At 51.0% G+C, this 21,615-nt stretch carries 18 protein-coding genes; 3 read left to right on the top strand and 15 right to left on the bottom strand.

Annotation, left to right across the window (positions count from 1 at the left end; all coding sequences use genetic code 11):
- Nucleotides 1–70 precede the first annotated feature (70 nt).
- From ABD013_RS07020 to ABD013_RS06990, 7 genes are all read right to left on the bottom strand, one after another.
- Nucleotides 71–1,450: a sigma-54-dependent transcriptional regulator gene (locus ABD013_RS07020; protein ID WP_343804303.1), complete on the bottom strand. Its 1,380-nt coding sequence runs from the start codon at nucleotides 1,448–1,450 to the stop codon at nucleotides 71–73.
- Entirely contained in the window at nucleotides 1,447–2,520 is a 1,074-nt protein-coding gene (locus tag ABD013_RS07015; RefSeq protein WP_343804301.1) for a sensor histidine kinase, read from the bottom strand. The genes ABD013_RS07020 and ABD013_RS07015 overlap by 4 nt, the downstream gene beginning before the upstream one ends.
- Nucleotides 2,517–4,034, bottom strand: coding sequence for a sigma-54 dependent transcriptional regulator (locus tag ABD013_RS07010; protein WP_343804299.1), 1,518 nt, complete (start codon nucleotides 4,032–4,034; stop codon nucleotides 2,517–2,519). Before ABD013_RS07010 ends, ABD013_RS07015 begins: the two co-directional genes overlap by 4 nt.
- Nucleotides 4,035–4,169: 135 nt before the next feature.
- On the bottom strand, nucleotides 4,170–4,580 hold the full coding sequence (gene fliS, locus ABD013_RS07005) for a flagellar export chaperone FliS (RefSeq protein ID WP_343804297.1): 411 nt from the start codon (nucleotides 4,578–4,580) through the stop codon (nucleotides 4,170–4,172).
- Between the two features lie 49 nt (nucleotides 4,581–4,629).
- The gene (gene fliD / locus ABD013_RS07000; protein WP_343804295.1) at nucleotides 4,630–6,696 is read right to left on the bottom strand and encodes a flagellar filament capping protein FliD; all 2,067 of its coding nucleotides are present in this window, start codon (nucleotides 6,694–6,696) and stop codon (nucleotides 4,630–4,632) included.
- 57 nt (nucleotides 6,697–6,753) lie between these two features.
- A complete protein-coding gene (locus tag ABD013_RS06995) occupies nucleotides 6,754–7,155 on the bottom strand; it encodes a flagellar protein FlaG (protein ID WP_343804294.1) in 402 nt (133 codons plus the stop codon).
- Between the two features lie 76 nt (nucleotides 7,156–7,231).
- Nucleotides 7,232–8,980: a flagellin N-terminal helical domain-containing protein gene (locus tag ABD013_RS06990; protein ID WP_343804293.1), complete on the bottom strand. Its 1,749-nt coding sequence runs from the start codon at nucleotides 8,978–8,980 to the stop codon at nucleotides 7,232–7,234.
- 217 nt (nucleotides 8,981–9,197) lie between these two features.
- Here ABD013_RS06990 and ABD013_RS06985 point away from each other — a divergent pair, with 217 nt between their 5' ends.
- Nucleotides 9,198–13,157, top strand: coding sequence for a TDP-N-acetylfucosamine:lipid II N-acetylfucosaminyltransferase family protein (locus tag ABD013_RS06985; protein ID WP_343804292.1), 3,960 nt, complete (start codon nucleotides 9,198–9,200; stop codon nucleotides 13,155–13,157).
- 129 nt (nucleotides 13,158–13,286) lie between these two features.
- Complete coding sequence (locus ABD013_RS06980; protein ID WP_343804289.1) at nucleotides 13,287–14,402, top strand: class I SAM-dependent methyltransferase; 1,116 nt, start codon at nucleotides 13,287–13,289, stop codon at nucleotides 14,400–14,402.
- Nucleotides 14,403–14,412: 10 nt separating this feature from the next.
- Here ABD013_RS06980 and rffA read toward each other — a convergent pair whose 3' ends face one another.
- Genes rffA through rfbB form a run of 8 tightly spaced genes read right to left on the bottom strand, consistent with a single transcriptional unit; the run spans nucleotide 14,413 to nucleotide 21,184 of the window.
- The gene (gene rffA / locus ABD013_RS06975; protein ID WP_343804287.1) at nucleotides 14,413–15,555 is read right to left on the bottom strand and encodes a dTDP-4-amino-4,6-dideoxygalactose transaminase; all 1,143 of its coding nucleotides are present in this window, start codon (nucleotides 15,553–15,555) and stop codon (nucleotides 14,413–14,415) included.
- Nucleotides 15,545–16,246 (bottom strand): WbqC family protein, encoded by a 702-nt coding sequence (locus ABD013_RS06970; RefSeq protein ID WP_343804284.1) that lies wholly within the window; start codon nucleotides 16,244–16,246, stop codon nucleotides 15,545–15,547. The genes rffA and ABD013_RS06970 overlap by 11 nt, the downstream gene beginning before the upstream one ends.
- Nucleotides 16,243–17,031 carry a phytanoyl-CoA dioxygenase family protein gene (locus ABD013_RS06965; protein WP_343804281.1) on the bottom strand — a complete coding sequence of 263 codons (789 nt, stop codon included), beginning with the start codon at nucleotides 17,029–17,031 and terminating at the stop codon, nucleotides 16,243–16,245. Before ABD013_RS06965 ends, ABD013_RS06970 begins: the two co-directional genes overlap by 4 nt.
- Nucleotides 17,024–17,944, bottom strand: coding sequence for a glycoside hydrolase family protein (locus ABD013_RS06960; RefSeq protein ID WP_343804278.1), 921 nt, complete (start codon nucleotides 17,942–17,944; stop codon nucleotides 17,024–17,026). Before ABD013_RS06960 ends, ABD013_RS06965 begins: the two co-directional genes overlap by 8 nt.
- Before the next feature lies 1 nt (nucleotide 17,945).
- Complete coding sequence (locus ABD013_RS06955) at nucleotides 17,946–18,608, bottom strand: acetyltransferase (RefSeq protein WP_343804275.1); 663 nt, start codon at nucleotides 18,606–18,608, stop codon at nucleotides 17,946–17,948.
- Between the two features lies 1 nt (nucleotide 18,609).
- Nucleotides 18,610–19,224, bottom strand: a complete 615-nt coding sequence (locus ABD013_RS06950; RefSeq protein WP_343804273.1) for a class I SAM-dependent methyltransferase — start codon at nucleotides 19,222–19,224, stop codon at nucleotides 18,610–18,612.
- Complete coding sequence (rfbA, locus tag ABD013_RS06945) at nucleotides 19,221–20,087, bottom strand: glucose-1-phosphate thymidylyltransferase RfbA (RefSeq protein ID WP_343804270.1); 867 nt, start codon at nucleotides 20,085–20,087, stop codon at nucleotides 19,221–19,223. Before rfbA ends, ABD013_RS06950 begins: the two co-directional genes overlap by 4 nt.
- Before the next feature lie 14 nt (nucleotides 20,088–20,101).
- The gene (rfbB, locus tag ABD013_RS06940) at nucleotides 20,102–21,184 is read right to left on the bottom strand and encodes a dTDP-glucose 4,6-dehydratase (RefSeq protein ID WP_343804268.1); all 1,083 of its coding nucleotides are present in this window, start codon (nucleotides 21,182–21,184) and stop codon (nucleotides 20,102–20,104) included.
- Between the two features lie 110 nt (nucleotides 21,185–21,294).
- Between rfbB and ABD013_RS06935 the strand changes: the two genes are divergently transcribed.
- Nucleotides 21,295–21,612, top strand: coding sequence for a flagellar protein FliT (locus tag ABD013_RS06935; RefSeq protein ID WP_343804265.1), 318 nt, complete (start codon nucleotides 21,295–21,297; stop codon nucleotides 21,610–21,612).
- Nucleotides 21,613–21,615: the final 3 nt, after the last annotated feature.

Below are 21,615 nucleotides of genomic sequence, written 5' to 3'. Positions count from 1 at the left end.
ATCCCCCTGAATTAGACATTGGTCTACTCGGATCACGACAAAAGTCTTAAACTCCACGGTAAGCGATTACTCACTCACCTGCCAGCATCGACTCCAGATCAATTCCCTCTTCACGCATTCGGGCGAGCTTATACCTTAGTGTCCTGGGGCTGATACCGAGCTTTTCGGCAGCCTCTTTACGACTTCCGGAGGTGGCCTTCAACGCCTCAACGATCAGCTGGTATTCGTGCTGCTTGAGATCGTTGCCCAGCAGCCCATCCGCCGCCGGCATTTCAGCAGCAGGTTGCGAGGCTTGCGGCAGCGTCGAAGAGGTCAGCGGAATCGCCTGGCTGCCCAGGTGCAGATCGGACGCCTGAATACGCGGTCCAGCCTGCAGGATCAGCGCCCGCTGGATCACGTTGTCCAGCTCACGCACGTTGCCGGGCCAGCTGTGCTGACAGAGGCTCTGCACTGCGGCGGCATCCAGCGACGCCGGAGCCCGCCCCATTTTGCGGCAGTGGTGTGCCAGCAGCCGCTGGGCCAGAGGCTCGATGTCCTCGGCTCGCTCGCGCAGCGGCTGCCACTGCAGCGGAAAGACGTTCAGACGGTAGTAGAGGTCCTCTCGGAACTTGCCTTCGGCCACGGTCTGTTCCAGCTGGCGGTTGCTGGTCGCCAGCACACGCACGTTGAGCGGGATCACCTTGCGCCCACCGATGCGCTCCACCTCCTGTTCCTGCAGCACGCGCAACAGCTTGGCCTGCAGCCCCAGATCCATCTCGCTGATCTCGTCCAGCAGCAGAGTGCCACCGTTGGCCTGCTCGAACTTGCCCGGCTGGCTACTTACGGCGCCCGTGAAGGCCCCCTTCTCGTGACCAAACAGGGTCGCTTCCAGCATGCTTTCGGGAATGGCCGCGCAGTTGATGGCGATAAACGGCTGCTCGGCGCGGGTGGAGTAATCGTGAATGTAGCGCGCCAGCACCTCCTTGCCGGTACCGGACTCACCGGTGATCAGCACCGTGGAGTCGGTCGCCGCCACCCGCTGCGCGAGCTGCAGCAGCTGACGACTGCCGGGTGCCTGGGCCACGGGCTCATCGCGGGTCGCCGTTGTCAGCCCCTGGGCATGGGTACGGATCAGCGCGATCAGCTGCTCCGGTTCGAACGGCTTCATCAGGTAATCGACGGCGCCGTTGCGGATCGCTTCCACCGCCTTGCTGACCTGACCATAGGCGGTGATCAACGCCACCGGCAGCGCCGGCAGGCTCTCCTTCAGCCGCGCCAGCAGCGCATGGCCGTCCATGCCCGGCATGTTGACGTCGGAGACCACCATGTCCACCGAACGCTGCTTGAGCAGCGCCAGCGCCTCCTCGGCGCTGCCGGCTTCCAGGTAATCGATATCGGCCAGCGCGAGGGTATCGGTGATCGCCTCGCGCAGATCCACATCATCCTCAACGATCAGAACGGTCGCGCTCATGTAACTTCCTGTTCGGTTGTTTGCGATAAAGTGTGCAGTAAGGGTAGCCGGAAGCGGGCACAGGTGCCCTGCCCCGGTGTTGAATCCAGCTCAAAGGCACCGTGGTGGGCGCGCGCCATTACCTGGGCGATCGCCAACCCCAGCCCGGTGCCGTGGGACTTGGTGGTGTAAAAGGGCTCCTGTGCCTGCTTCAGCGTGGCCGCATCCATACCGGGGCCATTATCGCAGACGGCGATCAGCAGACGGTCGGCTTCTCGGCTGATACGCAGTTCCAGCTCGCAGCCTTCGCCACAGGCCTGAAGCGCGTTGTTGATCAGGTTGAGCACGGCCCCCAGCAGCGCCTCCAGATTGCACTGGATCAGTGCCTCAGGCGCCTCGTTGATGCAATCGCAGTCGGCATCGTACTGGGTCAGCGGCTGGTCGAGCAGGTCCTCCAGCCGCGCCATCAGGGTGCGGCCGTCTACCCGGTCTTCCAGCTTGGTTTCACCACGGGCAAAGATCAGCATATCCCTGACCTGCTGTTCCAGATGGGTCAGCCGCGACTTCACCTTGCCGGCAAAGCGAATGCGCTTGTCATCATCCAGCTGTGGCGCCATCAGGTGGCTGGCGTAGAGCAGCGCCGCCGATAATGGTGTACGTACCTGATGTGCCAGCGACGCCATCATCCGTCCCATCTCTGACAGGCGCTGGTAGTGGTGCAGCTGCTCCTGCAGGGTGCGGGTGTGGGTCTGGTCGGTGATGAACACCAGCTGGCCGGGCTCGCTCTCCAGCGCCTGGGTCGACAGGCTGACACGGCGGCCGTTTTTCAGCGACACCTCATGGCCATCATCGGGGCGCGGCGCAAAGCAGAGGTTGATCACCTCCAACCAGCTCTTGCCGGCCAGGTTGAGGCCGAGCAGGGTTTCCGCCGCTGGGTTGTAGTCGTTGATGCGACCGGTCTGGCCGATCACCAGCACCCCGCCAGGAATGCGCTCGATCAACCCCTGCAGGTGTTGCTGCGTATGCCGTGACTCGGCCAGCTCAGCTTCCAGCTCGGTAATACGCTGTTCAAGTGAATGTGTATCGGTCACTGACGTTCTATCCCGTACTTGCGCATCTTCTCCACCAACGTGGTGCGGCGGATCTGCAGCAGCCGAGCTGCCTTCGAAACTACCTGACCACTGGCATCCAGCGCCTGGCGGATCAGGGACTGCTCCTGGGTTTCCAGCCAACCCTTGAGATCGAGGCCGTCTTCAGGGAGCTGGAGGCCCTTTTCAGAAAGCTGGCGGCCCTCGCTGGGCAGCTGTTCACCTGTGGATAAATCAGGGTTGGCAATGACAGTGCCTGATTCAACGCCTTCACCCGAGTTCATCTCTGCGGTATCAGGCAACGACAGCTGCTCATAACGCTCCGGGTGCGGTTCCTCCAAATGACGGAATTTTGGCGGCAATTCGGACACGCCGATCACGCCACCGGGATGAATAATACTGAGCCGTTCGATCAGGTTGGCCAGCTCACGTACATTTCCGGGCCAGGGGTGACGCTTCAGCGACTCCAGCGCGGCGGGATGGAACTGCAATGACATCCCCTCGTCCAGCTTCCGACACAGGTTGTTGATCAGCAACGGCAAATCTTCGAGCCGGTCACGCAGCGCCGGCATTTCGATCGGGAACACATTGAGACGGTAATAGAGGTCTTCACGGAACTGACCATCCTGAATCATCAAATCCAGGTTCTTGTGGGTGGCCGCGACGATGCGCACATCGACTTCCAGTGTCTTGCTGCCACCAACCCGTTCGAACTTGCGTTCCTGAATCACGCGCAGCAGCTTCACCTGCATCGACAGCGGCATATCGCCGATCTCGTCAAGAAACAGGGTACCGCCGTTGGCCAGCTCGAAGCGGCCCGGCCGGCTGGAGATGGCCCCGGTAAAGGCGCCCTTCTCATGGCCGAAGAGTTCACTTTCCAGCAGCTCCGACGGGATGGCACCGCAGTTGACGGGCACGAAAGGCCCCTCACTGCGACCGGAATGCTCGTGCAGGCAGCGCGCCACCACCTCCTTGCCGGTGCCGGACTCACCGGTGATCAGCACACTGATATCGCGTGGTGCGACCTGGGTAATAAGGTGACGAATGTCACGAATCGGCTTGCTCTGACCGACAAACCCGGGCATCTCCGCCTGCAGCGGTACCTGTTCCCACTGCTCCTGCTGCCGCTCACGCATCAGCCCACAGAGATGCAACCAATCCAGCAGCTGTGAATAACGATAGGGGGACTCCAGAAAGCCCAGAATGGCATGGTCGGCAAAGTCACCCGGCGACAGCTCCGGCCACTCACACACCAGCAGCTTGGGACGCACACGCTCGGTGTCCAGCTCGGCGATCAGTTTGCTCATCGCGATCGGTAGGCTGCTCTCGCCAATCAACACCAGGCCGACATTAGACAGATCAAATGCCTTGCCCTGCTGCAACCAGGTGACGAAGTCAAAAACATGGCAGTTCAGCCCGATAAAGGCAAAACAGGTTTGCAGCGACTGCCGCCGCTCGGCGTCATCATCGAGGATCAGCAGTTCGAAATGGGCAACAGGGGTATCCGGTCCTTGCATGGGAGAATCCAGGGGTTCGTCAGGATTCTGTCAAAGGTACTGGATAGGCGAGGGATGTCAATGGATTGACATCAACAACCGGTAGAGAAAGAAAAACCGGGCCTGGGCCCGGTTTCGTACAACAGCAAAGAAGTATCAGCCTTCCTTGTATGCCGTGGTCTGGTGTTCTTCCGCCGGAATCTGCGACCAGCCTTCTGATACCGTAGCGATCAGCTCACTCACTTCCTTGATTTTGGCGATATCGTTCTCACGGTTCGCCTGCATCAGGGTACGCAGCATGTAGTCGTACAGGTTATCCAGGCTGCCGGCCACTTCGCCGCCCTGCTCGAAGTTCAGACTGCCCTTCAGGCTCACAATAATCTCGCAAGTCTTGTTGATTTGCTGGGTACGCAGCTGAATATCCTTGCGCTCAATGGAGCCGGCAGCTTTCGCCAGTGCTTCGAGAGCACCACGAAACAGCATACTGATCAGCTGATGCGGACTGGCCCCTTCCACTGCCGTATTCAGGTCGATGCTTTTGTACTGGTTCAATGCTTTGTTGATCATATACCTTCTACTCTACAAACGGACTACGGTTAGCGTGCGTACTTCAGCTTTACTTCTTAGCAGTGAAGGGCAAGCGATCAATCAACCCATCAAGAGAGCTACCGGTGGAGTTGAGGCTGCTGATAATACGCTCCATGGCCAGGAACTGGGCACTGAGACGAGCCTCGTACTTTTCCATGCGCCGGTCAAGCTCTTCCCGATCGGTATCGATCTTTTCCATCTGTTCATCAATGGTATCTTCACGACGTGCGATAGCACCATCTGAAGCCAGGAAACGGTCAATCAGGTTATTCAGGGTACCGCCCTCGCCACGGGAGAAGCCGATCGTGAAAGCCCCTTGAGCCGTCGCCCCCGGCGCAACGCTCAGGTTCAAACCGTAGGCATCCGAGCCCAGCGCAGGCAGCAGGACTTCACCGGCACCAAAACCGGCCTCACCGTTGATCGTCCCCTGCACATCCTTACCCTCGGTGGCTGTCATCGTGGACCCCGTCCCCAGCCCCAACTCATCCATTTGGGCACTCTGGTTGTTGATGGTCACCTTGGAGCTACTGCCATATTCACGCGAGGTGATCACGAACTGTCCACCTTCAAGGGTCACATCGACCGCAGCGTTCACAGCTTTGAGCGCATCGTTGCCATTGATCAGTGACTGCAGATCGGCGCGCAGCTCTTCCGCTGAGGCATATTGCCCATTGAGCGTGATTTCGGAGGACAGGGTGCCATTCACATTAAGCTTGAAGCTGTAGCCCCCCCCGGAGGCATCCAGCACACCGGCACCAAAATCATGCGTGATGGCGCCAGCGGCCAACTTGCCTTTCTCAGGGTCCTGAGTGATCTCAACATCGTAACTGCCCGGCACTGTCGAACTGGCCCGGGTGCCAATACCTACCTCAACGTAGCCATTGGTGGATGAGGTTTTCTGCGCGAACAGATCTGCTACCAGGTCGAAATTGTTCGACATGGCATCGCTGAATTCTGACTCCTCAATCGACAGAGTGCCATCCAGTTCGGTCCTGATACCCAGGTTGGTCAGTGCAGTAAAGCCAGACTCGATACCGGTAACTTCAGCGCCGATCATGCTGCGCAGCTGGCGCACCATGGACTTGGCCGTACCATCACTGGCCAGTTCACCGCGTACCGTATTGTTGTTCTCGTCCTTGCTGTAGCCAGTCAGGTTATTGGCGGTTTCGAGAAACAGGTTGTATGCATCAACAAAGTCACGGATCGCCTGCTCGGCCACCACCTTGTCCTCATCAACGGAGAAGTTGATCGTTTCCGAGGCACTGGCCTTATTGACAGTGAAGTTGAACCCTTCGATCACATCGTCAATGGTATTGGTCTCGCGGCGAACGGTAAGGCCGTTCACTTGCAGGACCGCATCGCTGCCCTGCTGGGTTTCCAGCGCCGACTGTGTGGTTTCATTGAATGAGAAACCGGAGAGCAGCGTAGGGTCTGTGCCCGTAGCATCGTCGGTACCGGTGATCATTAGAGCATTGCTTTCACCGGAGGGAGCCGTCAGCATCAACTGGTACTGATCATCCACCTTCATGACGCTGGCCTGGATACCCGAGTCGCCAGCATTGATCTTGTCAGCGATATCCGCCAGGGAGTCGGAAGCCTCCACATCAATATTCAGTGCGGCCTTGTCACCATTGGTGGCAAAAGTGGTCGCAACAGGATTATCCGGATCGGTATTGTCGTAGCTCCAGGTACCAAACTGAATGCTCAGGGTACCACTGCCACCCAGGGCAGCGTTCTTATCATTCGTCGCGCCCATTACCAGTGTCTGTGCACTGGCGACAGACTGCACCTCAATCTGATAACTGCCGGTCTGAGCGCCGGCCTCCAGGGAGTTGGGCGTGATCACATCCGTATCCGGGAAAGCGACCGAGCGGGCACTGAAGGTATCCACATTGGCCAGAGGCGACAGGACGCCTTGAAATTCTGACAAGGCGCTCTTCAGCAGACCATAACCGGAAATCTGGCTTTCCAGCTTCTCCTGCCGGGTATTGAGCAGCGCTTCTTTTGGGGCGCGTTCAGCAGCTGTCAGTCCGGAAACGAGGCCAGTCGTATCGATCCCTGAACCACCGCCGAGTGAAGAAATAATATTGGACATGAGTGCCTCCCTGAATGGCGCTGAGGCGGTCTAGTGTAGCAGAGGCCAGTTAGAGACTCAGGCCTTCTGATCGAAAATCAGACCCACCATGCCCTCCAGGAACTCGGAGAACTTAAGGGTTTCTTCGGACGGAATCTGGCGAATGATTTCCTGGGTTTCCATATCCATCACCTTGACCACCATCTTCTCGGTACTGTCATCCACCGAGAACTGCAGAGAACGATCACTGCTCTGCATCAACTCGTTCATCTTCTCGACAGCAGCCTGCAACTTCTCATCCGACAGTGCCACATGTTCGGCACTCTGGCTTTGCTGCACGGCTTCGGTTGCTGTATTGACCGTGTCGACCGGTACAACACCACTGCTGGATGCCTGTGCCTGGGTGCTGTCAGGCGACTGACGGGAAGATGCACTGGCCGGCTGCGTCTGAGCATTCACTCCGCTGATTTCAATACTCATAACGAGAACCTCTTATTCAGCAAGGCTGCCTCCGCAGGGGGAGGCAGCCTTTAAGGATAGTCCCTGCTACCGACGATTACTGCAGCAGTGACAGGACGCTCTGCGGTGCGGCGTTAGCCTGGGCAAGCATGGCAGTACCAGCCTGCTGCAGCACCTGAGCTCGAGACAGGTTAGCTGACTCACGCGCGAAGTCGGCGTCTTCGATACGGGAGCGTGCAGCGGCCTGGTTTTCGGAGATGCTGGACAGGTTGTTCATGGTGTAGTCCAGACGGTTGCTCACCGCACCGAGGTCACCACGGATGCTGTTCACCTGCTCCAGCGCGTCATCCAGAATGCCGATCGCTTTCTGAGCACCCGCTGCAGTTGTGATATCGATATCGGCTACGGAGTTACCGACAGAGCTGGCACTATTGGTTTCCAAGAGACCGGTATCACCCTTGATGGTAGAGGCCGCTGCATCACCGAAGGCGATGGAAATTTCGTCGCCAGATACAGAATCCAGTACCAGAGCGTTGTTGGCATCCAGGGAAGCCACGACGCCGGTTTCAGCACTCTTCTCGTTGATCGCAGCAACCAGGTTAGCCGCCTGAGTCGCGGCGCTGCCACCGGCGCTGACGGCACCGATCTCAACATCGTTGATGATCAGGTCGCCTTCTTTCAGGGCGTTCTGGGAAGAGTTGACGAAGCCGGTGATATCGGAGCCATCACGGCTCTGGATACCCACGTTGGTAGCCAGTGTATTGGCTGCCGCAGTAGAACCGGCTGTGAAGCTGATATCCACATTCTCAACATTGCTGTCGGTGATGTTGAAGGACAGCTGAGCGTAACCGGTAACGGCCGCTGTAGTGGTCATACCGGAAGCGTCACCACCGGCATTGTCAGTCACGGTGATCTCGGCGCCAGTTGAGCTTGCCAGCACCAGGCGGCCATCTTCGTTCAGGGACGCAGTCACCAGACCTTCACCGTCAGTGTTGATCTTGTCGACCAGTTCTTCCATGCTGCCGGTATCTGTGATCTGCAGAGTATTGTTCTCAGCACCCGGGCCAACCAGGCTGATTTCCAGTACATCGCCACCACGGATGATACCGGTACCATCGTTTGCGGCGGTTAGTTCAGTGAAGGCAGAGACTTCAACACCGGAAACATTGGAGTTGATGGTATCCAGCGCTTCCTGCAGGTTGGCAGAAGTCGACAGATCACCCACATTCTGGTTGTTGATCAGCATGGAGCCGGAAGCAGTACCGGACAGTGCTTTCAGGCCAGTGGTCATGGACGAGCCGGCATCGGCACCTACCACATCACCGCCGGACTCACCGCCCAGCCCCTTGGCATCCAGTTTGCCGATTTCGGTAGAGATGGTCTGGTTGGCTTCAGAACCAACTTGCAGCACTAGCTCACCCAAGCTGCCGTCCAGCAGATTCTGGCCGTTAAAGTTGGTGGTTTCAGCGATACGGGTCAGTTCGTCCTGCAGCTGCATCACTTCCGCGTTCAGGGTAGAGCGGTTACCGGAGTCATAGGTACCGTTCGCAGACTGAATAGACAGTTCACGCATACGCTGCAGGATGTTGGTGGTTTCATCCAAAGCACCTTCAGCAGTCTGAATCAGTGCCTGACCGTCGTTGGCATTACGAACAGCCTGGTCAAGACCGCGGATCTGAGAAGTCATACGGTTGGCAATTGCCAGACCTGCCGCATCATCCGCGGCGGAGTTGATACGCTTACCGCTGGTCAGACGCTCCATGGAGGTGTTGAGGTCATTCTGACTTTTGTTCAGCTGGTTCTGCGCGTTGAGCGACATGATGTTGGAGTTGATTACCATTGCCATGAGTGTATCTCCTCAGGTAGCGGTCACTGTGACCGGCTTATGCAAGTCTTGGAAAACAGGTGGCGGATCATCCGCTGGTAAACAGGTTATCGTCGGGCCGACAGAAACCTTTAGTTTTTTTCTGCATTGATCTACATACGCTGTGTTCAGTGACACTGCCGAGATGCGCAAGTAGGATAGAACGCATAGATGACTCTGGATGGATGGTATTTTCTGTATGAGCAAGCGTCAGCCTGGCCGTAATCAAGCAAGGACTAATTCCCGTGCCTCCAATAACACCTTGAGCGCCTCCAGTGCCCGCCAGAACCTTCAGCAAGGCACCAAGGTGCTGGAGTCCCTCAAGGCCCTGGCCTCTCACTGCATCAACAACAGCAATTTCAATGAAGCGGAGCCCCTGCTTGAGCGGGCCCTCAAGATGAGCCCGGAAGACTCCGATGTCCTGATCCTGTTCGCCAAGGTCTTCATCAACACGGGACGCTACACCGAAGCTGTCCAGACACTAAAGCCCATTTTTGACAACGACCTGAGCATTCCGGGCGCTTACTTCCTGGCCTCTTATGCACTCTATCATCTGCATGACTTTGAGCTGGCACTCGAACACATCAGCAAGGCGCTGATGCTGAACCCCTACGAATCCGAATATCTGTTCCACAAGGCAACCACATTGATGTCACTGTCCCGTTACATGGACGCAGTGCCTCTGTTCGAACGTCTGCTGGCACAAACGCCTGACAACTTCATTTATCTCAACAACGCCGGCAACCTTTGCCGTGATCTGGGGCAGCTGGAAAAGGCCCAGGAACACTTTCAGAGGGCCATGAAGCTCACTCAGGATAACTCCTACCCTTACTCAAACTACCTGACCACGCTTCATTACGACCCGCAGCAATCACAGGAAAGCATCTACAAGGTTTGCCTTGAGTGGGAACAGCGCTTTGCACCCAAACTGATACCACCACGCCCGATTCCGAAAGACATGAGTGCTGACAAGTGCCTGCGCATCGGCATGATCTCGGATGGCTTCCGAAACCACCCGGTGGGCCAGATGATCATCGCCCCGCTGGAGCAACTGCCGGATCATGCGTTTCAGTTCGTCTGCTACAGCAGCAGTAGCCAGGTCGACCATATCACCCGGCGCTTCCAGAAAATCAGCGAGTACAAAACCGCCTCTCACCTCAGTGACGAAGCCCTGGCTCAACTGATCCGTGAGGATGAAATCGACATCCTGTTCGATCTGGCCGGTCACAACAGTGGCACCCGAATGAAAGTCATGGCCATGCAGCCCGCCCCCATACTCGTCAAATGGGTTGGCGGGCTGATCAACACCACCGGGCTGAGCACCATCGATTATCTGCTGACAGACTTTGTAGAGTCCCCTGAAGGCGACGATCGTTTCTATACCGAGAAACTGATTCGCATGCCCGGGGACTATATCTGCTACGAAGCGCCACCTTATACCCCGGAGATCAATACGTTGCCGGCGAAGTCGAATGGTTATATCACCCTCGGCTGCTTCAACAACCCCATGAAGCTGAACCCGGTCGTCCTGGAACAATGGGCGCATATCATGAGGCAGTTACCGGATTCCCGGCTGTACCTGAAAGGCCACCAGTACACCTCTGAAGACCTGTGCCAACATGTTCTGGATACGCTGGCACAGCACGACATAGCCCCATCCCGTATCACTCTTGAGGGCCCTTCCAAGCACCATGAACTGCTGGCCTCTTACAACCAGATCGATATTGCTTTGGACCCCTGGCCCTACTCCGGCGGCCTAACCACCTGCGAAGCTTTCCTGATGGGCGTTCCGGTGGTGACCATGCCAGGACCGACGTTCGCAGGGCGCCATTCCGCGTCACACCTGGTCAATACCGGGATGCCCGAGCTCGTCACGCACAGCTGGGAAGAATATCGGGAACGCGTTATCGAGCTAGCAGCAGACCTGGACAGCTTGAGCACAATCCGCAGTCATCTGCGTTCTGTCTTGTTGCAGTCACCCGTTTGTGATGCCAACAAATTTGCTAACCACCTCAACAATGCACTGCGCGGTATCTGGCAGCGGTATACTGAAAACAGAAAACCCACCGCCATGACGGTTGACACTAACGGAGATGTCCTGTTCGAAGATGCTTCTGCACCCATAGAGTTGCATCACCCCAAACCTCCCATCAAGGGAGAGGAAAACACCTTTCGGTGGGAGTTTGAGGGTAAAGTGATCGCCATCGACCATGGCTCACAACTGTTTGACACCCCAATTATCAACCAGATGCTGGAACAGGAACTGCTTGAGCTGATCGCATTTGATCCCTCCAGCCATCGCTTAAAACACCCGTTACGCCAGCAAACAGCATTGCACTACTTCCCAAATATTGTGCTGGGCAGCGGGGAACCGGTAACACTGTTTGCATGCCAAGCCGCTGAGCGTAGCGCTACGCTACAGCCTTCGGAAACCACAGACATGCCACCCCAGGTTCAGCAGGAGCTGAGCGTGCTGGCCCAATTGCCGCTGAAAAGTATTGCACTGGACCAGGCCAGCGAGCTGCCGCAGGTAGACTGGCTTGTTCTGGATGAGCTTAATGATGCAAGCGCACTGCTGAAGCATGGCGCCAGGACTCTGGCAGATACACTGCTGATTCATATCCGCATTGCATTCAAAACCACTCATCTGAATCAGCCGAGTTTTGGTGAGATTAATGCATGGGCGAATGAAAACGGATACCGCTTCTATTGCTTTAGTAACGAGATCAAGCACTCTGCACTCGGCGGCGAACGCAATAAAGAATTAGACGCCGCTTTTTCCAATGAGTTGATCAGTGCCATAGCACTCTTCATTCCCAATGAAACAAGAATTTCAGCTCTAACCGATAACCAGAAAGTGAAACTGGCATTTATTGCAGATAGCGTTTATAAACTTCCCGGTCTCAGCTATGAGGTGCTTTCCCGTATACAGCATGAACTTTCAAAAGATTATTTGCAGGTAAAAAAACGAAAAGCCCAAGTAGCCCAGCCCTTAGCTATAAAAGTAGAGCAACGCAGAGCAAGAAATAGTCAAAGACATCTCAATGCTTTTGATCTGAAAAAAAACAGCACCAGAAAAAATAATATAGTGCATATTTGCTTCAATAACATGCATATCGAGCCTTTACTAAGTATTCTGGGAACAAACGCAACAAACAAGGATTTCAATAACATTTTCTTTATAGAGCAAACACGCTCGGTACCAAGCTATACCCTTAATACTGAATCAAATGATCAGGCCTACTTTTTCGACAATAAAAAGGATATTGAAAATCTTACCTCAATCTGCAGTGCAGATAGCACAGCTGTCGTATTCATTCATGGGCTATTTTATGACTGGCAGATAGAGCTTCTAAAAAGAGTACCGAACAACAAGAAAGTCGCATGGGTGATGTGGGGAGGTGACTTTTATGGAGCTATTAAAAGCAGAGAAGTCAGATCATTCATTAATGAAAAAATAGACTTCGTCTCCACTGGTTTGAAACAAGAGCAGGAGCTGTTCGATCAATATTTCGACAAAAAGCCGAAACTATCTGCTGTATATAGTTTTGGGTTTGAAAATATTACCGAATCGACTTCAACAGATGACGTGATATTCGTAGGCAATAGCGGTGACCCGTCCAACAACCATATGGAAATGCTCGAGGCGCTAGCCTCGAAAAAGGATATCGAACAGTACAAAATAGTCGTTCCCTTTACATACAATGGAACAGCAGACTACATAGAGCAGCTTAGAGAAAAAGTACGCTCACTGGGCTTAAACAATGTTGAATTTTTGACACAACAGTTGGACCGTGAGAGTTACTACAGGCTACTAAGCAAGGCATCACTCTATATATCGGCCCATGACAGACAACAAGGTTTTGGCCACATTACTGCATGCTTGTACTTCGGTGTACCCGTTGTCATCAAAGACTATATCAATGTCGACGGCACAGAGATTAAAAACCCTTCCTGGCATGATCTAGTTGAAGTCGACGGGTTTGATCTGATCAAACTTTCTGAATTTAAACAAAACAAAAAAATCCAACAGACTATTAGCGGAAAACCTTCAGAGTCAAACAAAGAAAAGGCAAAACGGAAATATAGCAACCAGTCAATAGCAGAGGGCTACATACAGGCATATAAGTTGATAACTGAAGACATCAACAGCTTGTAAACACAGGCTCTTTATCTTGACAGCCCGGCATCAAGATCGACTCGATGCTGGGCAAATAAAATATTATTTCAACCATATGTTGGCACGTTAGCACTTGTCTTCAGTATACTTACATTACAGGTATGATAAATGCCAAAGCACTGCCTAATATGTGGCTCTTCGCATACTCAAAGGATTACATCCAAATCAGCTCAGAGCATCACCACTGATGGTAAAATCATCAACTCGCCGTTAGAGAAGGTTCAATGTCTGAGTTGTGGCTGCCTTTTTTCGGATGAATTTATCACCATTGATAACTATCATAGAAGTGACGGCCAGTCGATCTGGGACGAGCAACGCCATAATCAGGTCGCATCAGGCATACTAGACATTATTGCAATCCGATTCCCTGAAAGGTCATTACGTATTCTGGAAGTGGGAGGGGGCAATTATGCAACCTCATCAAGCATTGCGGCTGCCAGACCTAATGACTCAGTAACCTGCATTGAGCCTTACCCCGAGACAGATACGAAGCCCGAAAATATCAACTGTATTAACTGTTTTATTGATGAGATACCATCAGATTACAGATGTGAGTACGATGTAATCTTCAGCAATCAGGTCATTGAGCATACAAGAGACCCAAAGAACTTCCTCCGTTCAATGGCAAAACTGTTGGCCGATGACGGATTAATTATAGTTGTCTGCCCAAGTCAGTCGACAATTTCCAACGAAACACTATTCATCGACCATTTTTACCATTTCTCTGAAGTTTCATTTTCCGTCATGGCCAGTGAGACAGAACTGACTCTAGAAGCTGAGTTCATTTCACCTTGGGACCCACTGTCTCACTGCTATCTCGTAAAGAAGCGCACCCTTAGTAAAAAATCAAAGTTAAGAACACGACTTGGATTTGAAAAGGCGTTAGATACACGTATAGATCTTATAAAATTTTGGGATTCAGTTGATAGAAGTTTAACAGAAAAAACAAAAGAGTCAGGACCGGTTTATTTATTTGGTGCAGGGGAGTATGCACAGATACTTTCTTGCTATGCAGCAAACACATTTAAAAAGATAGATAAAATAATTGTTACAGTAAAGAATGGCGCCCGCGACTTCGAAAAACCCATCTACTTATTAGATGAAGTCAGCGCTAATGAGGGCACCATAGTGTTGGGAGTACGACCAGAAATAGAGGATAATATAAAAGAAATTTTAGTCAAAAAAGGATGGCGACTGGAAAACATTATAACTGTTAGTAACTGAAGCCAGATAATCATCCTTTAAAAAATTTTTCTATTGAGTCTGTAACATATTCTTGCTCAACTACTGACAAGCCATACCAGAGGGGCAACCTCAATAACCGCTCACTTTCTGTGCTTGTATATCTATCAACCCCGGAGAAAACGCCATGCTCTTTTCCAGCGAGAGACGTATGCAATGGCACATAATGAAAAGGTGCTGATATACCAGCATCTTTTAGATGACGAATCAATTCATCGCGCTCATCAACGTTTTTAACTTTAACCTGAAAAAGGTGCCCGTTATGCTGACATCCAAGCGGGATACTGGCAAGCTGTATTCTGCCGGACTTGAATGAATCTGTATTCATCAACAGATTATTGTAACGTTCCCAAATAGCAAGGCGCTCAGCATTAACTTCTGTAGCAACCTCCAGTTGACCAAAAAGATATGCCGCCTGTATCTCACTCAGCAAATAACTGCTTCCAATATCGACCCAACTATACTTATCAACCAAACCCTTGAAAAACTTGGTTCTATTCGTCCCTTTTTGCCTGATAATCTCCGAACGCTCAATTAAGCTGTCATCATTAATAATTAACAGACCTCCTTCTCCAGCACTTGTGTAGTTTTTGGTTTCATGGAAACTAAAAGTACCAATATGACCGATACCACCAAGCGGACGTCCCTTATATGTTGACATCATTCCTTGTGCTGCATCTTCAACGACTGGCAGATTATACTTGGTTGCCAGATCCATTACAGTTTCCATATCACAGGCGACACCTGCATAATGAACAACAACAATTGCCCGGGTATTTTCCGTTATTGCAAATTCGATTAACGACTCGTCAATATTCATCGTATCCGGTCGAATATCAACAAAGACCACTTTAGCGCCACGCAAAACAAAAGCATTCGCTGTACTGACAAAAGTATAACTAGGCATAATGACTTCATCACCAGGCCCAATATTCAGCACCAAAGCGGCTATTTCCAAAGCAGCAGTACAGGAAGGCGTTAAAAAACACTTTTTAAAACCAAGTTCATTTTTAAACCATTGATGGCATTTTTGTGAAAAAGGACCATCACCAGATAAAATTCCCGATGCAATCGCCTCAGTCACATTTTTTATTTCATTACCTGTTACTAGTGGCTTATTAAAATCAATGACCATTTTGGAAACTCTTCATATAGCAAACTGCATTAGGACCTTCATTGAAAATCAAGTCAAGAATGGTTACTCCATGCACAAATCTTCCATATAACTGCCTATATTCTGGATAGCCGGAGTAGTCAAACCATTCCACTTTAATTCCCTCTTTTTCGGCCATATCCGTATCGAAGTAGCCCTTTGCAGCAGGTCCACTCAGGTATATATCCGCCCCAGACTGCTTGCATATTTCGATTATTTTTTCTGTTTTTCCGCCTGAGAAAATATAGTCTCTCGATGAACTGATTTTAGTCTCAATTCCCAGAATATTATTGATACGCCTGATAAGAGAAATATTAATTTCACTTATATAGTCACTGGTAGAACCAAGATAGTACTCCTCAAAAACATCACTGTAATCCTTATAAAATTCAGCTTTACGATAAAACTGATTTATTGTCATCCAGTGTTTTTTAAAGATTGCTTTATCTGTTATCCTTACGTCGCATATCTTCTGATGGAATTTTCCTTTCACCTCGACAGGAACGCTTAACCACTGGAGCCCTTCAGGCCCCTTTATTTTGTTTCTATTGCGCCAATCCCTTTTTGTGTATTGGACTTCATCATATACTATGAACTCGTCAACCGTATTAATCAGGTCAAAGTAGCCTTTCCAAGGAATGTAATTAGATTGCAATATAGCTACTTTCTTCATTTCTTCGATTGCCTGCTATTCAAGTACTCTGACACAGAGGTGTAACTTTTGAATGAAAGCCCAAGAACTTTCTTATCTGCATCGCTAAGAGGATAAGGAATATCGTCCTCTTCGAAATCTATCTGCCGTCTTATTATGGGAGAGGAATATACATTATTTACAGCTCTTCTCTGTTCTGAAGACATATTGTCCCCACCACGATGATAGAGCATAGAGTCAATAATTATGATATCTCCCTCATTCGCAGCCACCTGAATTTTATTTTCATTCGCATACTGTAAAGAGGGGTAGTTTTCAAAAAGATGAGAGCCCGGAATAACCCAGGTACCGCCATTATCACCATTAAAGCTGTCAACACAATACAAGGCATTGATGGCCAAAGGCCTGGATGATACAAAATGTTGATACGGAAGGTCCCTGTGCCATAGGGCCTGATTGTAACTGGATTTGGCAGGGTTAATAATTGCATTTTGCTGATTAAGAATGAAATTATCACCCATAAGGGACTTTACGACGCCCAGTACTTTTTTATTACTGGCGATCTTAAGAAACACCTTATCAAGCAATAGTGGACAACGGATCGTATTATGCTCATCAATATCTTCCAGTGATTTATACTTTTCTCCATATAATGCATAAGCTTTCGAGAAGACGTATTTAATATTTTCGATCTCTTCATGATCCATATCGGATCTAAAAACATAGAAACCTTTTCGCTTTATTGATGAAACCGCACATTCAAGCGTCCCTTCCTGATCTTGATACAAAATACCGTAGCTATCCATTTTCTATATCGCCTTCGTATACGGCAAGACCGAAACCTTCTTTTCCATAACCATTACCGTTATATAACATATAACGTTTTCCCTTATGGTCGAAGACATTAGGATAGCAAATCATCTCTGAATCCCAGCCTCCTTTTGAAGCATAAATTCCTGATTCTCGACTCTCCCACTTCTGACCATCAATACTGAATGCATATCCAATTCTATACTGCTCACCCGAGCCAGAGCGGTATGAGAACCACATGTGATAACCTGAACCATCTTTTAGCACGCAGGGCCGAGAGAAAGCTTGGGCGACTCCGATTTCATATGAGATGGCTTGCCCCTGAGAATACCAATTAATCCCATCTTCAGAAGTCGCAAGCTTAATCACATGAATCATTTCACCGTTGTCAGACTCCCATTTAAGGGTTGACCCGTACCACATTTTGTAGCCTTGCTCATCTTTCAGTATCCACGGATAAGACAGGCTCACAGGATCTGCCACACTCACACCAAAAACTGGTTTTTCATCTTTGACCTTAAGAGATGTGTAACCTTCAGATAACTCTATTCTTCCCAGAGTACCTCTCCAGTAATCACCCGGTATGACGTTCCAGCCCATGAAAAATATATATTCTCTTGCTCCTATCTTCTGGTAGCCGCCAATGCTAATGCCATGAGAGTAATATGAGCTTGGATCACTTGAATATATACATGCTGCTTCTAAACATTTGCCAACGACTTTTTCTCGCAGGATATCAATATCCACCCAACCAACTGATGACCTGCTATTCTTGTCCCGCCCTGAAAAAAACACCCGATATATATCACCTTCCAGCCAGACAGCCAAAGGATTTGAGGCATGGGTCTGAAGATAGTCGTCAATTTCACAACAGTTATATATTTTCCCGAGCTTTTTCCAGCCTGACATTTCAGATCCTTTTCAACTTATCCGATCTTATTTTTCTCGGGCTTGTCTTTTCTGGCACGTATACTTCGAAATCTTCGGTATCATTCATGATAATCGATCCCGCACCTATTAAATTGGCCACACCGATTTTTATATGATCCCTTAATGTTGAATTAACACCAATAAAGCTGTTCTTATTAACGACAACGCCACCCGATATCACGACATGTGATGTAATAAAGCAATGGTCTTCAATCCTCGAATGATGACCAATATGATTACCACTCCAAAGCGTTACGTTGTTCCCGATAGATACGAAAGGCTGAATCGTATTATCTTCAAGTATGAAGCAGTTATCACCTATTCTATCACTCAGCACGGTCGCATAGGAGCTTATATAACTTGCAAAACTATACCCCCTCTTGAGCCCCGCTTCATATTTTTCTTCTCTAACTCCATTAAGCCCCGAATAACTTACTGCTATAAATAATTTATAATCTGCTGGTGGATAATGTTCCGATAGGTTTTCAAATGCAACGACTGGAAGCTCACAAAATTTTTCGTCTGTCAGGTATTCATTATCAACTGTAAATGCAACAACCTCATATTCGGAATCTTTACTAAAATAGTAAAGAGCCAACTCTGCTATATCACCACATCCAAATATGACTAGCTTTTTATTCATGTTATTTCCTGACCATTATGGTGAATTCATATAGCTCATAGTCATGTATAAGTGATACGTTTCTTGAATACTTGGTTTTACATAAGTGGAAAAGATCGAGAGCGTTTGCATAGTAAAGGTCGGGTCTTTTCTTGTCTTCGTCTGAATAACTGGTCAGGCAGTTAAATGCGAATCCCTTCTTACTATTTTCGAACAGGTTATCCAGAACACTCTCGACATATTCACTCCATGCCCCGTCATCCATATCCAGACGTACGTTGAAGATGCCACTGGCAACAGAGTAGTCCGCACTTTGCAGTATGCTGGCGGACTTGGTCAGCTGCATATCGGTATCCGGGTAGGCCTTAAGGCACTCCACCAGCATTTTTTCCGATATGTCATAGCCGCTATAGGCTACCTCATACCCCTTGGACTTCAGATAGCCATAGAGGGCACCGTAGCCACAACCCAGGTCATTCAGCGAGAACCTGGTTTCTGTCTTGAACAGGGGCAGAAACTGCTCAAACCTTAACGCATGTCCCTGCTCATCCTTCCAGTCGACTCCTTTTGCATTGGCCCCGTGTTCCGCAATTTTTCTGGTGTAATACTGGCTGATAGGTGACAGATCTATGTTCATAAGGTTACAACTCGTTCCAGGTATCGACCATAAATGCTGTTCGACAGCCGTTCCGCGGCCATCAGGACATCCCGGTCTGAAATCCAACCCTGCCGCCAGGCAATTTCTTCAAGACAGGCGATCTTGAAACCCTGCCGCTTTTCAATGGTTTCCACAAACTGTGCGGCCTCCAGCAGACTCTCATGGGTGCCCGTATCCAGCCATGCAAAACCACGCCCAAGAAGTTCTACATTCAGGGTACCACGCTGGAGGTAAACCTGGTTGATACTGGTGATCTCCAGCTCCCCCCGATGCGACGGAACAACAGACTTGGCGATTTCGATAACCTCATTGTCATAGAAATAGAGGCCGGTAACGGCATAGTTCGATTTGGGCTGTTGCGGCTTTTCCTCAATGGAAATCGCGCGATAGTCCGCATCAAACTCCACGACACCAAACCGTTCCGGGTCCTTCACCTGATAGCCGAAGACCGTCGCTCCCTGCGTACGGGCAGCCGCTTCACGCAGCTTGGGGGTGAAGCCCTGGCCATAAAAAATGTTATCGCCCAGCACCAGACATACCCTGTCATCGCCGATAAAGTCTTCACCGATAATAAAAGCCTGGGCCAAGCCGTCCGGGCTTGGCTGAATGGCATAGTTCAGCTCTATGCCAAACTCACTGCCATCTCCCAGCAGCCGTTCAAAGCTGTGGATATCTTCGGGAGTCGTGATGAGAAGAATTTCCCGGATTCCAGCCAGCATCAGGACAGACAACGGGTAGTAGACCATCGGCTTGTCGTAAATGGGCAAGAGCTGCTTGGACACTCCTTTGGTAATCGGGTAGAGGCGTGTACCGCTGCCTCCTGCGAGGATGATACCTTTCATCACTGCTCTCCTGTTCACGCAGGCTGGTTATCGTCAACGACGCGTTGACACCATTCGAGATTGTCCAGATACCAGCGCACCGTCTTTTCAATCCCGCTTTCGAATGTTTCTTCTGGTACCCAGCCCAGAGTGCGCTGAACTTTTCCGGCATCAATGGCATAACGCCGATCATGGCCGGCCCTGTCCTCGACATGTTGAATCAGGTCCCGATATTGGCTGACACCTTCGGGCATGTGAGTGGGAGATATTACCGGGGGCAGCAGCCTCTGCAGTATGTCGCAGATCACCTCGACGACTTCGATATTTTTTTTCTCGTTGTGGCCACCGATGTTGTAGGTTTCGCCAACAATACCCCGCGTAGCCACCGCATATAGCGCCCTGACATGATCGTCCACGTAGAGCCAGTCACGAACCTGGTCGCCTGCACCATAGACGGGTAATGGCTTGCCACTGACAGCGTTCAGGATCATCAGCGGAATCAGCTTCTCCGGGTACTGACAGGGACCATAGTTGTTGGAGCAGTTTGACACCAGCACCGGCAACCCATAGGTCCTCGCCCAGGCCCTTACCAGGTGGTCCGAACTGGCCTTGCTGGCCGAGTAGGGTGAACTGGGCGCATAGGCCGTCTCTTCCCTGAAGAGCTGCTCGCACGCCTGCGGATCGTCATCCGGGTGTGGCAGGTCACCATAGACTTCATCGGTGGACACATGGTGAAAGCGGAAGGCCCGCTGCCTGTTTTCGGGTTGCTGCTGCCAGTAGCTTCGGACCACCTCCAGCAGGGTATAGGTCCCGACGATGTTGGTTTGCATGAACGCAGCCGGGCCATCAATCGATCGGTCGACGTGACTTTCAGCTGCCAGGTGAATGACAAGGTCGGGTTGATGCTGTTCAAAAGTCCTGGTCAGCCCCTGTCGATCACAGATATCAATCTGTTCGAAGCAATAACGGCTGGAGCCTTGTACACTGACGAGATTCAGAAGATTCCCGGCATAGGTCAGCTTGTCGATATTGACTACCCTGTGAGGGGTCGATTCAATGAGGTAACGGATTAATGCTGAGCCTATGAAGCCAGCCCCGCCGGTGACCAGTATTTTCATTACTCAGGGGCCTCCAGGTTAATAGCGATTCAGGTCATTGCATAATAGGACAAGGGGGCTCGCCATTACATGCTTGTAGCCAACTTCCCTTCAACAATACAATGAGTTATATGAAGCCAATTATTGAACATGCCTTGTCATTGCTGCAGGCAACACGAGCCCTTAAGGATTGTGTCGCAACAGGTGAGCTACATGAGCTGGAAGCGCTGCAACAGCAACGTGCACAACTGGTGGCCGCACTGGATCAGGAGAGCCGGCAGCCTCTGGATGAAAACAGTCTGCGACAGGTGCGCCCGTTGATCGAACAGTCTCGCCAGCTGGAAGCTGAGACGGTGGCTCTGCTTGAGCAGCAGCGCGAACAGACCAGCCAGGAATACAACAAACTGAGTGCACGTAAAAAAGCCCGCCAGGCCTATGGCGGGCTTTGAGCC

It is taken from the genome of Marinobacterium maritimum (genome assembly GCF_039523155.1).
Classification (GTDB): Bacteria; Pseudomonadota; Gammaproteobacteria; order Pseudomonadales; family Balneatricaceae; genus Marinobacterium; species Marinobacterium maritimum.
Note: the sequence above shows the minus strand (reverse complement) of the source record. Positions and strands in the feature narration are given on the sequence as shown.